This is a genomic window from Microbacterium sp. zg-B185, from assembly GCF_030246885.1.
Classification (GTDB): domain Bacteria; phylum Actinomycetota; class Actinomycetes; order Actinomycetales; family Microbacteriaceae; genus Microbacterium.
Genome location: NZ_CP126739.1, coordinates 1,984,151 through 2,001,623 on the forward strand (window position 1 = coordinate 1,984,151; position 17,473 = coordinate 2,001,623).

The following is a 17,473-nucleotide window of genomic DNA, read 5'->3' on the forward strand; positions in this document are numbered from 1 at the left end:
GCCGGGCGCGCTCACGCATGCCCGGCGCGCTCCATGGCGCGCAGCTCCTTCTTCATGTCCTGCACCTCGTCGCGCAGACGCGCCGCCAGTTCGAACTTCAGTTCGCCGGCGGCGACCAGCATCTGGTTGGACAGATCCGCGATCGTGGCCTCGAGCTGATCGGCGCCCTCCGCGGCGATCCCCTCTCGGCGCAGGCGCGGCGTCGGGGACTTGCCCTTGCCGGACTTGGACATCGCGGCGTGCCGCCGAGAGAGCATGTCGGCGGTGTCGGCGCCCTCCCGGGCCAGCACCTCGGTGATGTCGGCGATCCGCTTTCGCAGCGGTGTCGGATCGATGCCGTGCTCGAGGTTGTACGCGACCTGCTTCTCGCGGCGCCGATCGGTCTCTCCGATCGCGGCCTTCATCGAGTCGGTGATGGTGTCGGCGTACATGTGCACCTCGCCGGAGACGTTTCGAGCTGCCCGGCCGATGGTCTGGATCAGCGAGGTCCCGGAACGGAGGAATCCCTCTTTGTCGGCATCCAGGATCGCCACGAGGGAGACCTCCGGCAGGTCCAGCCCCTCGCGGAGCAGATTGATCCCGACCAGCACGTCGTACACCCCGGCGCGCAGCTCGGTCAGCAGCTCAACGCGGCGCAGCGTGTCGACGTCGGAGTGCAGATAGCGGACCCGGACTCCGTGCTCGCTGAGGAAGTCGGTCAGCTCCTCGGCCATCTTCTTGGTCAGCGTCGTGACCAGCACCCGCTCATCGCGTTCGGCCCGCACGCGGATCTCCTCGAGCAGATCGTCGATCTGGCCCTTGGACGGCTTGACCACGATCTGCGGATCGACCAGCCCGGTCGGGCGGATGATCTGCTCGACCACGCCGTCGGCGATGCCCATCTCGTACCGGCCCGGTGTCGCCGACAGGTACACGGTCTGACCGACGCGATTTTTGAACTCGTCCCAGCGCAGCGGCCGGTTGTCCATCGCACTGGGCAGGCGGAAACCGTGTTCGACGAGCGTGCGCTTGCGCGAGGCGTCGCCTTCGTACATGGCCCCGATCTGCGGGACGGTGGCGTGCGATTCGTCGATCACGACGAGGAAGTCCTCGGGGAAGAAGTCCAGCAGGCAATGCGGCGCCTCGCCGGGTGCGCGTCCGTCGAGATGGCGCGAGTAGTTCTCGATGCCGGAGCAGAATCCGAGCTGCTGGAGCATCTCGAGGTCGAATGTGGTGCGCATGCGCAGGCGCTGCGCCTCGAGGAGCTTGCCCTGCGACTCCAGCTCCTTCAGACGGATGGCCAGCTCCGCTTCGATGGTGCCGATCGCCCGTTGCACGGTGTCGGTGCCGGCGACATAGTGCGAGGCCGGGAAGATCGGCACGGAGTCCAGCTTCTGCACGACGTCGCCGGTCAGCGGGTGCAGCATGTACAGCGCTTCGATCTCGTCGCCGAAGAGCTCGATTCGGATCGCATACTCCTCGTACACCGGGATGATCTCGATCGTGTCGCCGCGGACACGGAAGTTGCCGCGGGAGAAGTCGACGTCGTTGCGGTTGTACTGCATCGCGATGAACTTGCGGATCAGGGCGTCGCGGTCGTACTGCTCCCCCACCTGCAGCGCGACCATCGCACGCAGATACTCCTCGGGCGCGCCGAGGCCGTAGATGCACGAGACGGTGGAGACCACCACGACGTCCCGGCGGCTCAGCAGGGAGTTCGTGGTCGAGTGACGCAGGCGTTCGACTTCGGCGTTGACCGAGGAGTCCTTCTCGATGAAGGTGTCCGTCTGCGGCACGTACGCCTCGGGCTGGTAGTAGTCGTAGTACGAAACGAAGTACTCCACCGCGTTGTTGGGCATGAGGTCGCGGAACTCATTGGCCAGCTGGGCCGCGAGGGTCTTGTTGTGCGCCAGCACCAGGGTGGGTCGCTGCACCTGTTCGATGAGCCAGGCCGTGGTCGCCGACTTGCCCGTTCCGGTGGCACCGAGCAGCACCACGTCCGTCTCACCCGCGTTGATACGGGCTGTCAGTTCGGCGATCGCCTGCGGCTGATCCCCCGAGGGGACGTATTCGCTGACGACCTCGAATGGCCGCACGGATCGTGTCGTCTGCATCAGTCCAGGCTAAACGCGTCCTCGGACATCACGGCGGACGTTCGCCGTCAGCCGAAGCCGCCGCCCCCGTCGAAGCCGCCGCCGAACCCTCCGGCGTCGAAGCCGCCGGAGTAGCCGCCGCCGTCGTAGCCGCCGCCGTATCCGCCGCCGTCGAATCCGCCGTGCCCGGCTGCGTCGATTCCCCCCGCGCCGGGACTGACCATCTCACCCAGCCAGCCGGGCTGGTCGCCGAGGATCAGCGAACCGGCGCCGACCGTGAAGTACGTCATCACCGACGTCGCCCCGACGAACTGGTACGCGACCAGGGCCATGACACCGGTCTGCATCATCACTTCACGCGGGTCGACGTACTCCCTGCGATCGGCGACCGCGGTCCTGGCCCTGACCGCGTCCTCGGCCGCGGCATCCGGTGCGCCGCCGGCTGCCGCGTGGCCCATGCGCCGTTCCTCGGCTCGTCTGACCAGCTTCGCCAGGATCGAGGGGTCCTCCGGCGAAGCGTTCTGCTCGGCCGCCGACATGAAGGGGCGCAGCTGCTCGAACATCTCGCGCCGACGTGCCACCGGCACGTCGGCGAACGCGGAGGCATGGGCGCTTTCGATGACGCTCGCGGGAAGGGTGTTCAGCAGGTACACGTAGCGCGAGATCTGCTCTTCCTCGCTGACCGCCGTGTAGGGGCTCCTGCGTCTGCGGAACCTCGACAGAATGCCCATGGCGCACCTCCGTTGCTGCGGGTTCCAGGCTACTCGCGAGAGGTCTGCTGAGACAGCCTCATCCAGAGCTCGTCGGTCTGGCGCACGGTGTCTTCGAGCGATCCGGCGGTGTCGATCACGACGTCGGCGATCGCCAACCGCTCCCTGTCGGAGACCTGCGATGCGATGCGGGCCGCGGCCTCCTGCTCGGACAGCCCTCGCAGCTCCACCAGGCGACGTCGGCGCACGTCGGCCGGCGCATGCGCCACGACGATCAGGTCCCACGGGTCGCCCAGGCGCGCTTCGGCCAGCAGCGGCACGTCATAGACGACGACTGCGTCGGGGTCGGCCGCGAACGCGGCCGCGAACTGCCGCTGCGACTCGACCCGCACGGCGGGGTGCACGATCGCGTTCAGCCGCGAGACGGCGGCGGGGTCGCCGAAGACGCGCGCGCCCAGCGCAGCGCGGTCGAGCGAGCCGTCGGGGCGCAGCATCACCTCGCCGAACTCGCCGGAGATGGCCGCGAGCACCGGGGAACCGGGCTCTTGGACGCTGCGCACGACCAGGTCGGCGTCCACGACCACGGCTCCGTGCTGGGCGAGGTGCCGTGCGATGGTGGACTTTCCGGACGCGATGCCTCCGGTGAGGGCGACGAGTGGCATGCATCGAGGATGCCATGCTCAGAACTTTGGGGAGTCCTGAGGAGCTCCTGAGCCGGAATTGAGTCCGGCCGCGTATCGTCGGTTGCACCCGAAGGAAGCAGATCCTGGGACGGCCTCTGGGGGAGGATATGCGATGACAGGCGGACGCGATCGTGCGACGCCTGGATCTCGCGCCGTCCGTCCGCGTCACGCAGCGCAGCTGCGACGTGCAGGATCTGGTTTCGGTACGGCGGGATGGCGATCGTGGGGGCGATCGCCATCCCACACCGTTCCTCTGGCGCCGTGATGAGCGACCCGGACAGGAAGTTTCAGGCCGCCTTCTGGGATATCATTACCGACGTTCAGGCGCCGGCCATCGAGTCGTCCGCGCCGGAGGGTGCGAAAGTGGACGAAGCACGCGTCGCGGTGGTGATCGAGGATGAAGAAGACATCCGGTCGCTGCTGTCTGCCGTCCTGTCGCAGGCAGGATTCGCCGTGCACGCGGGTGCCACCGGCGAGGAGGGTCTGACGCTGGTCCGCACGCACTCGCCGCTGGTGACGACCCTGGACGTCAACATGCCCGGCATGGACGGCTTCGAGACGGCGAAGCGGATCCGCGCGATCAGCACCACCTACATCGTCATGCTCAGCGCGCGCACCGAGGAGATCGATGCGCTGCAGGGCTTGGAAGCCGGTGCGGACGACTACGTGGCCAAACCGTTCCGCCCCCGTGAGTTGCGCGCGCGGATCGACGCGATGCTGCGGCGGCCGCGACACCACCTCGCGACCGGATCCTCCCCCGCCCCCGACAACGTGGACGCCTCCCCGGTGGGCTGGCTGGAGCACCAGGGCGTGCGGCTGAACCCGCAGACCCGCGTCGTGACGCTCGAGGGGACAGGCCTGGACCTCACCCGCAGCGAGTTCGACATTCTCGCGGAGCTTCTGCGCTCCGGCCGTCGCGTGCGCGCCAAGTCCGACCTGGCCACGATGCTGCGCGGCGAGCAGGTCACCGGCACCGAGTTCTTCAGCGACAGCGATGCGCGCGCGATCGAGGTGCACGTGGCGAACCTGCGTCGCAAGCTCGGCGAGTCGCCCGCGAGTCCCCGCTGGATCGAGACGGTCCGCGGAGTCGGCTACCGCCTGACGGCCTGAGCCCTACTCGGCCTCGCCGACGAGGATCGAGGTGTCCACGCTGGTCGCGGCGCGCCGCGCCGCGCCGCGCGCGACGGCGGACAGCGCCTGCGGGTCGTAGCCGGTCGTGTCGCTCAGCGCGACGCCCACCCCGACGACCGGTATCACCGCGCCCAGGGCGCCGTCGGCGCCGACGGCGCCCAGATCATCGAACAGCCCGCGGTAGATGGCCCCGGCTTGACGGCGCGCTTCCCGGGGGGATTCCATCAGGCCTCCGACCAGAAGTCCACCCGGCCCGTCCTCGGCGACGAAGGCGTTCGAGGGCGCGTGGCGGCGCACACCGGCGCGCCAGGTCTCGGTCACGGTGCGGGCCACATCGCTGCCGAAGGCCGTGGAGATCTGCTCGAGGTCGTCGATGCGCACCGCGATGACCCCGATCAGTTCCGACCGGTGGCCAGCCCGCTCGGCGAGGTCCTCCAGCGCGCCGAGGAACACGTCCTGCGCCAGAATGCCGTCACGGGTGCCGAACCCGGGGGGGCGGAGGTGAGCGCGCATCGGCGCGCGGGGGGCGCGCAGGACGGAGGTGGCGACGACCGCGACGATGGAAAGGGTCACCGTGACGAAGCTGGCCGCCACCGTGCCGAACGCATTCTGGAACAGGTCGCTGTCCACTCCGGATGTGAAGTAGACGATCGTCCTGCCGAGGAAGAACAGCGACTGGACGCCGAACACCGCCGACAGCGCCCAGGCGGTGCGCGAGGAGCCCAGTTCCCCGCGCACGCACTCCCACGACGCGGCGCCGGCGAGCACCATCAGCGGGATGAACATCCACAGCGCCCCGGCCCAATCGCCTCCGTCCGGGCCTGCCACGTAGACCGAGCCGGCCGCGGCCACGCTGGTGGCGGCCACCACGACCGCGGGCCAGTCGGTGCGGTGATCGTTGAAGCGACGGCATCCGAGCCACATGCAGCCGGTGCCGGCCACGAAGGCGCCGTTCCCGACGGCCACGGCCCACCAGGCCTCCGGAGACCGAGCCCAGATGAGGTACGCCAGCGTCGTGAGCATCGCGGCGAGGAAGCCGAGGGCCCAGAGGCGCCCGGCGCCTTCATCGCGACGCAGCAGCGTGCCGACGATGAAGAGGAGGCCACTGACGTTGACCACCAGCGCGCTCATCACCAGCACGCTGGCGAGGTCGAGGGCGAGGTTCATGCGGGGGTCCCTTCCGGGGCTGTTGCGGGGAGTTTGACGATGAAGGTCGTACCGACGCCGGGCGCGCTGTGCAGGCCGAGCTCGCCGCCGTGCGCGCGCACGATGTCCCTGCTGATCGCAAGACCCAGCCCGGTGCCCGCACGCCGCGACGGTCCAGCCTTGTAGAAGCGCTGGAACAGGCGGGCGCGCTCGGACTCGGTCAGGCCGGTGCCCGTGTCGCGGACCAGGATCCAGCTGGAGACCCCGTCGCCGGTGGTGCCGAGGAAGACCGTCCCGCCCTCGCGGTTGTAGGTGATCGCGTTGGAGAGGAGATTGTCCACGACCTGGCGGATGCGCAGCGGATCGGCCCAGAGGATGGCCTCCTCCAGGCCGCTCGTGTCGATGGTGATCGATCTGCCTGCCGCGCGCGGGGCCAGCGCCTCCGCCGACGCCCGGACGATGTCGCGCGCGTCCGTGGGCACGGGCGAGAGGGACGCCGCGACCGACGTGGACGTGCTCGAGGCCGCCAGGATGTCGGCGATGATCCGCAGCAGGCGTTCCGCGTTGCGCTCGGCGATGTCCAGGTTCGACCGCACGTGGTCGGGAAGCTCCGGATCCTCGATGGCGAGGTCCAGGTAGCCCAGTATCGAGGTCAGCGGGGTGCGCAGCTCGTGCGAGACCGAGGCGACCAGGTCCTCCCTGGCCCGCAGTGCGTTCAGCTCCGCGGTCACGTCGCGCGAGACCAGGACGGCTCCGGCATCCTGCCCGGACGAATCGGTCAGGCGGCGTGCGGTGATGCTGAGCGCCTGCCGCGGCCCCGGCTCCCCGCCGAACCACACGATCTGGCCGTCGAACGCCTCGCCGCGCAGCGCGCGCTCGAGCGGCAGCTCCTCCCGCGGCAGAGCGGTGCGCCCGTCGTCGCGGAACGCGGGGACATCGCCGGCGGCGTCCTCCACCGGAAGGACGATCTGCTGCAGTCGGCCGTGTGCCTCGTTCGTCACGGCGACCTGGCCGTCCGGCGCGATGCGGATCACGCCGAAGTCGACGGCATCCAGCACCTCCGTCAGCTCCTGCTCTTGTCGGCGGGTGCGCTCCAGCAGCCGCCGCAGCAGGTGCGACTGCTTGGCCAGCAGCATCCGCTGGGCATCCGAGCGGCGTGCGGACAGGTGGCTGGTGGTGGCCACCGCGATCAGCACCAGCGGCAGCAGCAGCGTCGCATACGTGAAGTGCTGGTTCAGGGCCGTCAGCAGCGCGGCGATGCCGACCCCTGCCACGACCACCGCGATCAGCCCGAACAGTCCGAACCCGGCTGCCAGCCACGTGGTCGGAAAGATCCAGAGCAGTCCGAGCGCGGATCCCGGAGCCGACACCTGGATCAGCGTGATGGCGACGATGTCCACGGCCGGCACCAGTGCCACCCAGCCGGGGGCCACTCGGTTCCACGGGATCACCAGCGTCGCACCGGTGACGACGGCGATGACGACCACCCCGGTGAAGAACAGCACCACATCGCCCGCGAACGGCCCGAACGCGATCATGAAGGCGAGCGCGAAGACGACCGACCCCAGCAGGAGCTGGTTCAGCGTCGCAGCCCGGGCACGGGTGCGGTCGACGAAGTCCTCCTGCAGCCACGTCAAGCGGCGGGCGCGCGGATGGGGCACCGGCTCCTCCGGGACGGTCTGGGTTGCAACGGCCATACCGCGACGGTAACGGATGCCGCCGCCCCTGCGCCCCGGAAACGGCGTCAGCCCCGGAGCGCCGCAGCCTCGCTGAGCCATCGCGCGTAGAGATCCCAGGGATCCTGCGCCCCACATCGCACCGTCTCGATGTGCGCGCGCAGCCGGTCCGACAGGCGGAACCACTCCGTGCGATCGAATCGTTCGTCCAGGAACTGCGCGTGTCGGCGATGCTCGAGGCGACGGTCGCCACGCTCGAATCCGAGCAGGTCGTCATGGCGGATGGCGGCCAGCCGTTGCCGCGGGTTGCCGCTGGTGCCGATCTTCACCCGATCCTCGAACCGGAGGTAGTACACCACGTCCACGCGCGGCGGCGGCAGCTCGGCGTCGACCAGCTCGCCGTGCGTCCACTCGCACACGGCGCAGAGCCAGCCGGAGGGGAAGCGGACTCCGAGGCGCGAGCCGCACAGACGGCACGGAGCCGGCAGGAGGTCAGGGGCGCCGAGTTCGCGGCTCGCCCATTCCGCCGCCACGACGAGGTGAGGCTCGCACAGATCGAGCGGGGCATCCGGCGGCGCGGGGCTGCGGCAGCCGTCGATCACGCAGCAGGTGGGCACGTCCGCATGCTACGCGGGAGGCCGGACACCGCTTGCCGACCACGGCGGCAACGGCGAAGGCCGCCACCCGGGGGTGACGGCCTTCGCTGTGTGCAACTGCTGAGGATCAGCGACCCGAGAGCTTCTCACGGAGCGCGGCGAGCGCCTCGTCGTCGGCCAGGGTGCCGCTGTTGCCGTTGTCCGACGCGAACGAGCTCGACGCGGAGCTGGTCTCGGTCGGAGCCGCGGCCTCGGCCTCGATGGCCTTGGCGACGGCAGCCTTGTGCTGCTCCCAGCGCGCCTGGGCGGCTGCGTACTCGAGCTCCCACTTCTCGCGCTCGGCGTCGGAGCCTTCCTTCCACGCCTGAGTCTCGACGTCGAATCCCTCGGGGTACTTGTACTCCCCGTTCTCGTCGTACTCGGTGACCATGCCGTACAGGGCCGGGTCGAACTCGGTGCCGTTGGGGTCGACCGACTCGTTCGCCTGCTTCAGCGACAGCGAGATACGACGACGCTCCAGGTCGATGTCGATGACCTTGACGAAGACCTCTTCGCCGACCGAGACGACCTGCTCCGCGAGCTCGACGTGCTTGCCGGAGAGCTCCGAGATGTGCACCAGGCCCTCGATGCCGTCCGCGACGCGAACGAACGCGCCGAACGGGACCAGCTTGGTGACCTTACCCGGCGTGACCTGACCGATCGCGTGGGTGCGGGCGAAGACCTGCCACGGGTCCTCCTGCGTCGCCTTCAGCGACAGCGAGACGCGCTCGCGGTCCAGATCGACCTCGAGGATCTCGACGGTGACTTCCTGGCCCACCTCGACGACCTCGGAGGCGTGCTCGATGTGCTTCCAGGAGAGCTCGGAGACGTGCACCAGGCCGTCCACGCCACCCAGGTCGACGAACGCACCGAAGTTGACGATGGACGAGACCGTGCCCTTGCGGACCTGGCCCTTGTGCAGGTTGTTCAGGAACGACGTGCGCGACTCGGACTGCGTCTGCTCGAGCAGTGCACGACGCGACAGCACCACGTTGTTGCGGTTCTTGTCCAGCTCGAGGATCTTCGCCTCGATCTCCTGGCCGAGGTACGGCGTCAGGTCGCGGACCCGGCGCAGTTCGATCAGCGAGGCGGGCAGGAAGCCGCGCAGGCCGATGTCGACGATGAGCCCGCCCTTGACGACCTCGATCACGGAGCCGGTGACGACACCGTCAGTCTCCTTGATCTTCTCGACGTCGCCCCACGCACGCTCGTACTGCGCGCGCTTCTTGGACAGGATGAGGCGACCTTCCTTGTCCTCCTTCTGGAGAACCAGCGCCTCGACGGTGTCGCCGACCTTGACGACCTCGTTGGGGTCGACGTCGTGCTTGATGGAAAGCTCACGCGAGGGGATGACGCCCTCGGTCTTGTACCCGACGTCGAGGAGGACCTCGTCGCGGTCGATCTTCACAACGGTTCCTTCGATGAGGTCGCCGTCGTTGAAGAACTTCAGAGTCAGTTCGACCGCGGCCAGAAAGTCCTCAGCAGATCCGATGTCGTTGATGGCGACCTGCTTGGTGGCCGGGGCGGTCGTTGCGATAGTCATGTAGTGGGTTGTCCTTGTTGGGTTGGGTATCGGGCTGGGACGCACGGGCAGACAGCTGCCTGCGGCCTCAGCGGGGTGGATTGGATTGCGAATGTCACGCACGCATGGCAATGAAGCCACGAGGGTGACGTTTCACAGTACCAGAACGCTGCTGTGGCCCGCATTATTTCGCGCTGCGGCCATCGGTTCAGCGCGCCCCCAGTGCTGCCGTCAGCCGCTCGAGTCCGTACGCGAAGGCCTGCTCCACGTCTCCCCCGAGCCGGAATGATCCCGACAGCTCCATGTTCACGAAGCCGGTCGCCCACGCCGTGAGCAGGCGCGCGGCATCGAGCGCGGCATCCGCCCCCACGAGTTCGCCGGTGGCCCGAAGCACCGGCACGGCGGCACGGGCCATCGCCGCCTCGGCGCCGTCCGCGGTGAAGAGCAGACGGAATCCCTGCGGATACCGGTGCGCGAACGAGCGGTACGTGCGCGCCAGCCCCCCGATCGAGCCGTCCGATGCCTCCAGCTGACGCGCCAGGTCGTTCGCCGTCTCCTCTGCCACCAGTGTCAGCAGCGCGTCGCGGTCGCGCACCCGCTTGTAGAGCGACGGCGCGCGGACCCCCACCTGCTCGGCGACCGCATGCATCGTGAGCTTGGCGGGACCGGCCGATTCCAGGATGCTGCGTCCCGCGGCCACGATCTCGGCGAGCGATGTGCGTTCCGGCGTAGGCATGAGCGGGCTCCAGACGATGGTGACGATGGCTATTGACCAAAGCTATCATAGCTATGTACCATAGCCATCAATACCCGCACCCACCGAGGAGAACGCATGCAACTCGCACCGCACCTGCACCGGATCGGCAACGACGTCGTCGCGGCCTACCTGGTCGACGCACCGGAGGGCATCACGCTGATCGACGCCGGCCTGCCGGGACACTGGCGTAACCTACGGGCCGAGTTGACGGCGATGGGGAGGTCCATCGAGGAGGTCCGCGGCGTCGTGCTCACGCACGGAGACAGCGACCACATCGGTTTCGCCGAGCGGCTCCGCGAGGCGCACGGCGTTCCGGTCTACGTGCACGCCGCGGACGCCGATCGCGCCCGGGGCGGTGACAAGCCGAAGCTGACGATGGGGCCGATGCGCCTCGGCGCCACGGTGCGGTTCTTCGCCTATGCGCTGCGCAAGGGCGGAATGCGGACGCATTACCTGACCGAGGTGGTGGAGGTGAACGACGGAGAGGTCCTACCGCTGCCCGGCGCGCCGGTCGTGATCGGGCTGCCTGGTCACTCCCCCGGCAGCATCGCCGTGCACGTGCCGTTCGCAGATGCGCTCTTCGTCGGCGACGCGTTGACGACACGGCACGTCCTGACCGGACGGACGGGCATGCAGCCCGCGCCGTTCACCGACGAACCGTCGCGCGCGCTGGAATCGCTCGGACGCCTGGCGACGGTGGCGGCCGGCTGGGTGCTGCCCGGTCACGGCGCCCCATGGCAGGGGCGGCCTGCGGATGTGGCGGCTGCCGTGCGCGAGGGCATCAGCCCTTGAAATCGTCCGGATCGACGTCGTCCAGAAATCGCTTGAACTCGTCGAGCCGCTGCTCGGCCTCGATCGCCGTCTCGGCACCGCTCTCCAGCTGGCTCTCCAGCTCCGCCTCGAGCTCGGTTTCGATGTCGCTCTCGGTGACCGTGTCCGGCACGCCGGCATCATCCATGACCGCGTCGGCCACCCAGATCGGCGCGCCGACCCGCGAAGCCAGGGCAACGGCATCCGATGGCCGAGCGTCCACGACACGCTGCCCCAGACTGCTGGAGAGCGTGACCTCCGCGTAGAAGGTGCCCTCCTCGATGCGGGTCACCGCGACCCCGGTCACCGACGCGTCCAGCGAGTCCAGCAGCGATCGCATCAGGTCATGGGCGAGGGGACGCGGCACCGCAGCCCCCTCGACCGCGACCAGGATGGAGGTCGCTTCCATCTGACCGATCCAGATCGGGAGGATGCGACCCTCACCGGCGATCTCGTCCAGCGGTTTGAGCAGGATGACGTGCTGGCCTGTGGGGTCGAGCGCGACTCCGGCGACGCGAACCTGGATCATCGGCCCTCCTGCCTCATGGGCGCGTGTGTCCCATCGTAGGCTCCTGCTGCGCGCCGGCCAGAAGAGGATCAGGACCGCGCTGCACCGGCCGCGGCAGGTTCGTCGGGCAGGACCAGCGCAAGCTCGCGCGTGTCATCCCACGGTTCGGTCCAGCCCAGGCGAGTGAACAGCCCGTCCAGCAGCATGCCGGTGAACCCCCAGACGAGGTGAGCGTCCTCACCCTGACCCACCAGGAAGCCGGGTCCGCGCCACTCCTGGCCGTCGCGCCGGATGACCGTCACGCCGCGGTTCGCGGGGTCGACCAGGTCGGCGACGGGTGCCCGGAAGACATCGGCCGACTCGGCGTGGTCCACCGCGTGCACGGGTGACGGATGCCGCCACCACGCCAACACGGGAGTCACCAGATGCCGGGAGTACGCCAGCGGCAGATCCTCCAGTGTGCCGAGCACCTCGACCCCGGCCGGGTCGAGCCCGGTCTCCTCGCGAGCCTCGCGCACGGCAGCGGCGATGGGTGAGTCATCCTCCGGATCCACGCGGCCGCCGGGAAGTGCCACCTGCCCCGGGTGCGATCGCAGCGTCGTCGCACGCGAGAGCAGAAGCAGGTCGAGATCGCGGGAGAGCGCGTCGGACTGCGCCTGGTGCTCGCTGGAGAGCGAGTCGAGGATGCCGAACAGCACCAGCACCGCCGCACGACGCGGGTTCTCCCCCAGCGGTACGCGGGAGAGCACGTCGAACTCCGCTCCGCCCAGGCCGGCTGCGGCGGCCTTCGCGACGCTGATGAGCTGCGCACGGGCACGCTGGGGGGCGGAGTCGGATGGCATCCGTTCAGGCTACGCCGGAAGGCTCGGCGCGCAGACGGTCGGTCGCCGTCTCGTCCAGAGCGCGCAGCGCGAGGAACGTGATCCACTTTCGACGGATGCCCCGGCGGCACATCGAGCGGGAACCACATGCGGCCGGGGATGTCGTCCTCCTGCAGCCACGTGCCATCACGCCGACGCCGTGATCGGACGAGCTCGAGGCTCTCCGCCGCACGCGGATCGAGCGGCTCGCGGTCGTGACGCGCCGCACGGGTGACGTAGTCGACCGCCTTCAACGCCGTGAACGGCGCGCGGAAGGGATAGAGGATCGTGCTCGCCCACGAGCCGACCTCCTCGCCGGTGGTCAGCCGGTAGCGCAGGCGCCGCTCCAGCAGGTACTCCTCTCCCCGCTTGCGTGCCGCCCGCAGCTGCGCGGTCCCGCCGGTCCGCTGCTCATACTCGAGCAGCGCGACGAGGGCGTTGATGGTGGAGTGGAACGAGGACCTGGTGGAGCCGTCCACCCAATCGCAGTTCCATCCGCCGTCGGCGAGCTGATGATCGGGGAACCATTGAGCCAGCCCGGCGACATCCGCGCCGAGCCAGGCGCCGTTGGCCAGCGTCATGGCGTTGATGCACACGTCCACCTCACCGTCCCAGTACGGCGAGTCGTCGTACTCCCACCGGGAGTTGCGGGCCAGCTTTTCGGCCGTGCCGGCCAGGGCGGCGGCATCCAGTCCCCACTCGCGCAGCGTCGTCAGCGTCCATGTCGTCGCCGTCCAGGGCTGACCGGCTTCGTCGTCGCTTCGGTCCGCGGGGAAGAACGCCCCGCCCGCCCATTGCCCGTCCGGGTCCTGATGTGCCAGCAGGGCCGCACCGTGCCCCTCGGTCGCGATGCGCGCACGGGTGGCCTGCCAGGTCTCGGCCGGGGCGTCGAGCAGGTCGCGCTCGACCTGCCACCGCAGCACAGGATCGGAGTCAAGCAGCCAGGAAGTCACGTCCATGCCCACACGGTAGGACGTGGTGCCGACGTGCGCCAAGGGCGGAGGAACACGGGCTGCCCGAACCTGCGGTGGCCACGGCTGCGGCAGGCATCTACCCTCGATGCATGGCGAGCGGAGCCGAAGCGGGCTGGTACGACGACGGCAGCGGAAAGCAGCGCTGGTGGGACGGCACACGCTGGAGCGCGCACTACGTCGACCTGAGTGAACCCGCCATCGAACTGCGGGCCGACGCAGGACCCGCGATCAGCGGTTCGGCAGAAGAGGGCTGGTACGACGACGGGCGCGGCCGTCAGCGGTGGTGGAACGGGACGCGATGGACGGATGCCGCCAGGTTCACCGGCCAGGAGCGATCGTTCGCCGGAGTCGTGGTCGACGGCCGCTGGCTCCACTTCGGGGCGCTGAGCGAGCCGGCGGCCGGTGCGCGAGCCTCCGCCGAGACAGGGGCGCTGCTGCTCAAACGCGGGCTCCTCGGAAAGCCGGCGACCACGCGCACCCTGTTCGGCCCCGGCGGGCCGATCACCCCCCGGCTGCTGCCCCGTGCCGTGCGGGCGGACACGACGTACCTGTTCGTCCAGGTGGCCGGGCAGGTCTGGCTCGCGCCCGTTGCGACCGGCCAGGACCGCGAAGCCGAACAGTTCGCGACGTGGATCAACACCGTGTCCGACCACTACCGCTACCGCCCCTGATCCGTCTGAGCCTGCCACGCCCGGCGCCTGACACACGGTGATCGCGGTGCGTCGGGGTCTGCACTCGAGCGAGGATTGAGCGGTCCGCGTCAGGGCGCGCGGAGAACCTTGTACATCGCCTTGCCGCGCGCGAGTTCGTCGACCAGCTTGTCGAGATACCGGATCTGCCGCATCAGCGGATCTTCGATGTCCTGCACCCGGACACCGCAGACCACGCCGGTGATGAGCGAGGCATCGGGGTTCAGCCGGGCGTCGGCGAAGAACTCCGTGACGGTGGCGCCGTCGGCCAGATGCCGGCTGAGCTCGGCTTCGTCGAAGCCGGTCAGCCACCGGATGACTTCGTCGACTTCCTCCTTGGTACGGCCCTTCCGCTCGGCTTTGGCCACGTAGAGGGGGTAGACCGCCGCGAAGCTGGTCCGGAAGATCCTGCTCATGCCAGGAGTGTAATGCGACCCTCTGACCGCGCGTGGATGAGCGCCTCCTCGAAGGCGGGTGCGCGATCGCGTCCCGCCCACGCGGCGACCCCCTTGCGGACAATACCCCAGTCCACGATGCTATTCGCCAAGAATCACCCGTTTCTTTTCGTCGAGCAATGTGCTGGGGGTCCATCATGAGTCATCCGTCCGCGCGCAGGAACCGCAGAGCCGCGGTCGCGCTTCTGACCGCGTTCGCCGCCGCGATCTCGGTCGCGTCCGCCGGCGCGACGGCGGCGTCGGCCGACACGCCGCAGTCCTGGGTGGTCGCAACCGGCTTGGACAATCCGCGTCAGCTCTCCATCGGCGCCGGTGGAGCGATCTACGTCGCCGAGGCGGGCACGGGCGGCGACGGGGTCTGCGTGCCCGACCCCGAAGACCCCACCGCCAGCGAGTGCCTGGGCGACACCGGCGCTGTGACCGAGATACGGCGCGGCACCCAGACCCGGATCGTCACCGGTCTGGCCTCTCTGGCCGGCCCGGATGGCTCTGGCGCCACCGGCCCCTCCGCCGTGAGCGTGCGGGGCAACACCATCGCCGTGCTGATGGGCTTGGGGGGCGACCTCGACAAGCGCGCCGTCCTCGGAGCGGGCGGTGCTGCGCTGGGCACCGTGCTGACCGGCCGTATCGGCGGGGCGCTGAGCGTCGCAGCGGATGTGACCGCCTACGAGGCGGCAGCCAACCCCGACGGCGGGGAGGTCGATTCCAACCCCAGCGGATTCGTCGATGTCAACAGCAAGCGCTGGGCGGTGGCGGATGCCGGAGCGAACGCGGTCATCAGCGTGGGTGGCAACCTGCCCGACACGACGCTCGCCGTGCTCCCGCCGGTGCTCGCCGTTCCGCCGTGGGGAGGGGACCCGATTCCCGCCCAGTCGGTGCCGACGCAGGTGGTCACCGGCCCCGACGGCGCGTACTACGTCTCAGAGCTGCTCGGATTCCCCTTCCCTGCCGGGGAGTCCCGGATCTGGCGGGTCGTTCCCGGTCAGCAGCCGACGGTCTACGCAACCGGTCTGAGCAACGTGACGAGCCTCGTCTGGCAGCACCAGACGCTGTACGCCGTGCAATTCAGCGACGGCAGCCTGCTGAGCGAGGAGCCGCCGATCGGCTCGCTGCGCGAAGTCGTGCCGGGAGCCGAGGAGCACCCCGCCGTCCTTGCCGGGCTGCTCGCTCCCTATGGTGTGGCCGTTCACGGCAAGACCGCGTACGTCAGCGTCGGTGCCATCCTGCCCGGCGCGGGTGAGGTGCACGCGGTCGACCTCGGCTGAGCCCGGCTCACGGGCGCGGCCAGTCCCGCGCCCGTGAGCCGCTGCACCGAGGCGTACGGTCCCGGACGGCCTCGGCGGGGCGCCGATAATGAAGGGGTGGAGCCCTGGGAGATGCGCGAGTGGTACGCCGAGTACCTCGACGCATGCAACCGGCATGACCTGGACGCCGTCCGAGAGTTGGTCGATCCTTCGGTTCGGCGTGCGCACCTGCCCGGTGGGGCGGAAGCGTGGATCTCGGACATGGCCGAGCTCTTCCACGCATTCCCCGACTGGCGGTGGCGCCGCATCCAGCTCATCGTGGAGGACGATCGTCTCGCCGCGCATCTGCGCGCAAGCGGCACGCATCTCGGCGCATTCCGAGGCATTCCGCCGACACGACGTCACGCCAATGTGGCGGAGTTCGCGATCTACCGCGTCGCGAACCGACGCGTCGTGGAATTCTCCGGCACGACCGGCGATTTCGAACTGCTCGCCCAGCTGAGAGGCTGAGCCGCTCGCTCTTGCGTCGTGGGCTGTCGGCATGCTCCGGACCCGACGCTCGGTCTGAGTCCGGTACGCCCTGCCGGCGCCCGGCGGCCGGGGCGCGCAGCCGCGCACCCCATGGGACTAAAGTCCCGCCGTTATGGCGGGCGAGACGAAATCACTCTTGATTGCCGCGTCGTCCGTGCTTAGCTATTCGCACCCGGATTGGAGCGGCGGGAATGAGTGATGACGCGGTGACGCGTGCCGGCTCAGCGGACGACAATGACGTCCCTGACTCGGATGTAAGAGTGTTCGTCATCAATCACCGGGACATCGTCCGACGGGGCTTGCGGGCCGTGCTGGAAGACGCCGATGATCTCGTCGTCGTCGGGGAATCAGCCGGCGTCGAATCGTGCGTGCCCGAGGTGGAGAGGGCCGAGCCCGACGTCGCCATCATCGACGGGACCGGCGCGCCCACCGAAGCCGTAGAAGCCGTGCGGACCCTGCGAGATGAACGTGACGATGTCCAGTTAGTGATCCTCGGCCATGCCGACGTCGAACGCACCCGACGGACCGCGATAGACGCGGGCGCGGACGGCTATCTGCTCGATGACGCGGTGGCCGGCGATGTGCACGACGCGGTCCGTCACGCGGCACGCGGAGACCGGATGCCGGGCACGCCGGCCGGGGCCGGCGGGGCAGTTGCCGATCAGAACGAGATCGTTCCCGATCTGACCCTCCGCGAGAGACAGGTGCTGAGCCTGATCGCCGCCGGCATGACCAACCGCCAGATCGGCGAGCGGCTGGGTCTGGCGGAGAAGACCGTCAAGAACTACACCTCTGCGGTCCTGGCGAAGCTGCATGTGCAACGCCGCACGCAGGCGGCGATCTACAGCATGACCCACGCCGAGAACCCCGCTCCTCGCAGCCGAAACTAGTCGCCGCGCACCCAGCCGTGCCCCGCTCCGCCGCAGCCGGCTGAGCGTGAGTCGGCCCGGCCCGGCCCGGCCCGGCTGGCCCGCCGGAGGACCAATGGCACTTCCACCGACGCGGGGTTCTGACGGAATGTGGTGGTGCCGGCACTTCGCGGCGGCGACGCCGAAACGCGTCGACGTCCG

At 69.4% G+C, this 17,473-nt stretch carries 17 protein-coding genes and 1 pseudogene; 6 read left to right on the forward strand and 12 right to left on the reverse strand.

The annotated features are described in order from the left end of the window. Positions 1 to 11 precede the first annotated feature (11 nt). The 3 genes from uvrB to coaE are packed head-to-tail and all read right to left on the reverse strand — an operon-like array spanning position 12 to position 3,444. Positions 12 to 2,093, reverse strand: coding sequence for an excinuclease ABC subunit UvrB (gene uvrB, locus QNO12_RS09555; protein ID WP_257502480.1), 2,082 nt, complete (start codon positions 2,091 to 2,093; stop codon positions 12 to 14). Between the two features lie 47 nt (positions 2,094 to 2,140). Continuing rightward, complete coding sequence (locus QNO12_RS09560; RefSeq protein WP_257502479.1) at positions 2,141 to 2,803, reverse strand: hypothetical protein; 663 nt, start codon at positions 2,801 to 2,803, stop codon at positions 2,141 to 2,143. A gap of 29 nt (positions 2,804 to 2,832) precedes the next feature. Further along, positions 2,833 to 3,444, reverse strand: a complete 612-nt coding sequence (gene coaE, locus QNO12_RS09565) for a dephospho-CoA kinase (protein WP_257502478.1) — start codon at positions 3,442 to 3,444, stop codon at positions 2,833 to 2,835. A 384-nt stretch (positions 3,445 to 3,828) separates the two neighbouring features. Between coaE and QNO12_RS09570 the strand changes: the two genes are divergently transcribed. Further along, positions 3,829 to 4,575 (forward strand): response regulator transcription factor, encoded by a 747-nt coding sequence (locus QNO12_RS09570; protein ID WP_257502477.1) that lies wholly within the window; start codon positions 3,829 to 3,831, stop codon positions 4,573 to 4,575. A 3-nt stretch (positions 4,576 to 4,578) separates the two neighbouring features. Here QNO12_RS09570 and QNO12_RS09575 read toward each other — a convergent pair whose 3' ends face one another. The 5 genes from QNO12_RS09575 to QNO12_RS09595 form a co-directional block, all read right to left on the reverse strand. Then, positions 4,579 to 5,763 (reverse strand): hypothetical protein, encoded by a 1,185-nt coding sequence (locus QNO12_RS09575; protein ID WP_257502476.1) that lies wholly within the window; start codon positions 5,761 to 5,763, stop codon positions 4,579 to 4,581. Continuing rightward, positions 5,760 to 7,439 carry a sensor histidine kinase gene (locus QNO12_RS09580; RefSeq protein WP_257502475.1) on the reverse strand — a complete coding sequence of 560 codons (1,680 nt, stop codon included), beginning with the start codon at positions 7,437 to 7,439 and terminating at the stop codon, positions 5,760 to 5,762. The genes QNO12_RS09575 and QNO12_RS09580 overlap by 4 nt, the downstream gene beginning before the upstream one ends. Before the next feature lie 47 nt (positions 7,440 to 7,486). After that, entirely contained in the window at positions 7,487 to 8,035 is a 549-nt protein-coding gene (locus QNO12_RS09585; protein ID WP_257502474.1) for a GIY-YIG nuclease family protein, read from the reverse strand. A gap of 106 nt (positions 8,036 to 8,141) precedes the next feature. Next, on the reverse strand, positions 8,142 to 9,596 hold the full coding sequence (gene rpsA, locus QNO12_RS09590) for a 30S ribosomal protein S1 (protein WP_257502473.1): 1,455 nt from the start codon (positions 9,594 to 9,596) through the stop codon (positions 8,142 to 8,144). Between the two features lie 187 nt (positions 9,597 to 9,783). After that, a complete protein-coding gene (locus QNO12_RS09595; RefSeq protein ID WP_257502472.1) occupies positions 9,784 to 10,311 on the reverse strand; it encodes a TetR/AcrR family transcriptional regulator in 528 nt (175 codons plus the stop codon). A 96-nt stretch (positions 10,312 to 10,407) separates the two neighbouring features. On the opposite strand from QNO12_RS09595, the gene QNO12_RS09600 reads away from it, so the two are divergent. Continuing rightward, a complete protein-coding gene (locus tag QNO12_RS09600) occupies positions 10,408 to 11,124 on the forward strand; it encodes an MBL fold metallo-hydrolase (protein ID WP_257502471.1) in 717 nt (238 codons plus the stop codon). Here QNO12_RS09600 and QNO12_RS09605 read toward each other — a convergent pair. The 3 genes and pseudogenes from QNO12_RS09605 to QNO12_RS09615 all read right to left on the reverse strand — a co-directional run bounded on the left by QNO12_RS09605 (position 11,114) and on the right by QNO12_RS09615 (position 13,469). Next, positions 11,114 to 11,671 (reverse strand): bifunctional nuclease family protein, encoded by a 558-nt coding sequence (locus QNO12_RS09605; protein WP_257502470.1) that lies wholly within the window; start codon positions 11,669 to 11,671, stop codon positions 11,114 to 11,116. The genes QNO12_RS09600 and QNO12_RS09605 overlap by 11 nt on opposite strands. Positions 11,672 to 11,739: 68 nt before the next feature. Beyond that, positions 11,740 to 12,492 carry an NUDIX hydrolase gene (locus QNO12_RS09610; RefSeq protein ID WP_257502469.1) on the reverse strand — a complete coding sequence of 251 codons (753 nt, stop codon included), beginning with the start codon at positions 12,490 to 12,492 and terminating at the stop codon, positions 11,740 to 11,742. A gap of 4 nt (positions 12,493 to 12,496) precedes the next feature. Then, positions 12,497 to 13,469: pseudogene (locus QNO12_RS09615) on the reverse strand (squalene cyclase). Positions 13,470 to 13,573: 104 nt separating this feature from the next. On the opposite strand from QNO12_RS09615, the gene QNO12_RS09620 reads away from it, so the two are divergent. Continuing rightward, positions 13,574 to 14,155, forward strand: a complete 582-nt coding sequence (locus QNO12_RS09620; protein ID WP_257502468.1) for a DUF2510 domain-containing protein — start codon at positions 13,574 to 13,576, stop codon at positions 14,153 to 14,155. A gap of 89 nt (positions 14,156 to 14,244) precedes the next feature. Here QNO12_RS09620 and QNO12_RS09625 read toward each other — a convergent pair whose 3' ends face one another. Continuing rightward, complete coding sequence (locus QNO12_RS09625; protein WP_257502467.1) at positions 14,245 to 14,589, reverse strand: DUF2200 domain-containing protein; 345 nt, start codon at positions 14,587 to 14,589, stop codon at positions 14,245 to 14,247. Positions 14,590 to 14,765: 176 nt separating this feature from the next. Here QNO12_RS09625 and QNO12_RS09630 point away from each other — a divergent pair, with 176 nt between their 5' ends. The 3 genes from QNO12_RS09630 to QNO12_RS09640 all read left to right on the forward strand — a co-directional run bounded on the left by QNO12_RS09630 (position 14,766) and on the right by QNO12_RS09640 (position 17,293). Next, positions 14,766 to 15,893 carry a ScyD/ScyE family protein gene (locus QNO12_RS09630; RefSeq protein ID WP_257502465.1) on the forward strand — a complete coding sequence of 376 codons (1,128 nt, stop codon included), beginning with the start codon at positions 14,766 to 14,768 and terminating at the stop codon, positions 15,891 to 15,893. Between the two features lie 96 nt (positions 15,894 to 15,989). Further along, positions 15,990 to 16,382 carry an ester cyclase gene (locus tag QNO12_RS09635; RefSeq protein ID WP_257502464.1) on the forward strand — a complete coding sequence of 131 codons (393 nt, stop codon included), beginning with the start codon at positions 15,990 to 15,992 and terminating at the stop codon, positions 16,380 to 16,382. Positions 16,383 to 16,594: 212 nt separating this feature from the next. Then, a complete protein-coding gene (locus tag QNO12_RS09640; protein WP_257502463.1) occupies positions 16,595 to 17,293 on the forward strand; it encodes a LuxR C-terminal-related transcriptional regulator in 699 nt (232 codons plus the stop codon). Positions 17,294 to 17,473 lie beyond the last annotated feature (180 nt).

Coding starts and splice junctions, on each gene's coding strand:
- QNO12_RS09620 (WP_257502468.1), top strand. CDS start 13,574: ATGGCGAGCGGAGCCGAAGCGGGCTGGTACGACGACGGCAGCGGAAAG.
- rpsA (WP_257502473.1), bottom strand. CDS start 9,596: ATGACTATCGCAACGACCGCCCCGGCCACCAAGCAGGTCGCCATCAAC.
- QNO12_RS09560 (WP_257502479.1), bottom strand. CDS start 2,803: ATGGGCATTCTGTCGAGGTTCCGCAGACGCAGGAGCCCCTACACGGCG.
- QNO12_RS09610 (WP_257502469.1), bottom strand. CDS start 12,492: ATGCCATCCGACTCCGCCCCCCAGCGTGCCCGTGCGCAGCTCATCAGC.
- QNO12_RS09575 (WP_257502476.1), bottom strand. CDS start 5,763: ATGAACCTCGCCCTCGACCTCGCCAGCGTGCTGGTGATGAGCGCGCTG.
- coaE (WP_257502478.1), bottom strand. CDS start 3,444: ATGCCACTCGTCGCCCTCACCGGAGGCATCGCGTCCGGAAAGTCCACC.
- QNO12_RS09625 (WP_257502467.1), bottom strand. CDS start 14,589: ATGAGCAGGATCTTCCGGACCAGCTTCGCGGCGGTCTACCCCCTCTAC.
- uvrB (WP_257502480.1), bottom strand. CDS start 2,093: ATGCAGACGACACGATCCGTGCGGCCATTCGAGGTCGTCAGCGAATAC.
- QNO12_RS09595 (WP_257502472.1), bottom strand. CDS start 10,311: ATGCCTACGCCGGAACGCACATCGCTCGCCGAGATCGTGGCCGCGGGA.
- QNO12_RS09630 (WP_257502465.1), top strand. CDS start 14,766: ATGAGTCATCCGTCCGCGCGCAGGAACCGCAGAGCCGCGGTCGCGCTT.
- QNO12_RS09640 (WP_257502463.1), top strand. CDS start 16,595: ATGAGTGATGACGCGGTGACGCGTGCCGGCTCAGCGGACGACAATGAC.
- QNO12_RS09600 (WP_257502471.1), top strand. CDS start 10,408: ATGCAACTCGCACCGCACCTGCACCGGATCGGCAACGACGTCGTCGCG.
- QNO12_RS09605 (WP_257502470.1), bottom strand. CDS start 11,671: ATGATCCAGGTTCGCGTCGCCGGAGTCGCGCTCGACCCCACAGGCCAG.
- QNO12_RS09580 (WP_257502475.1), bottom strand. CDS start 7,439: ATGGCCGTTGCAACCCAGACCGTCCCGGAGGAGCCGGTGCCCCATCCG.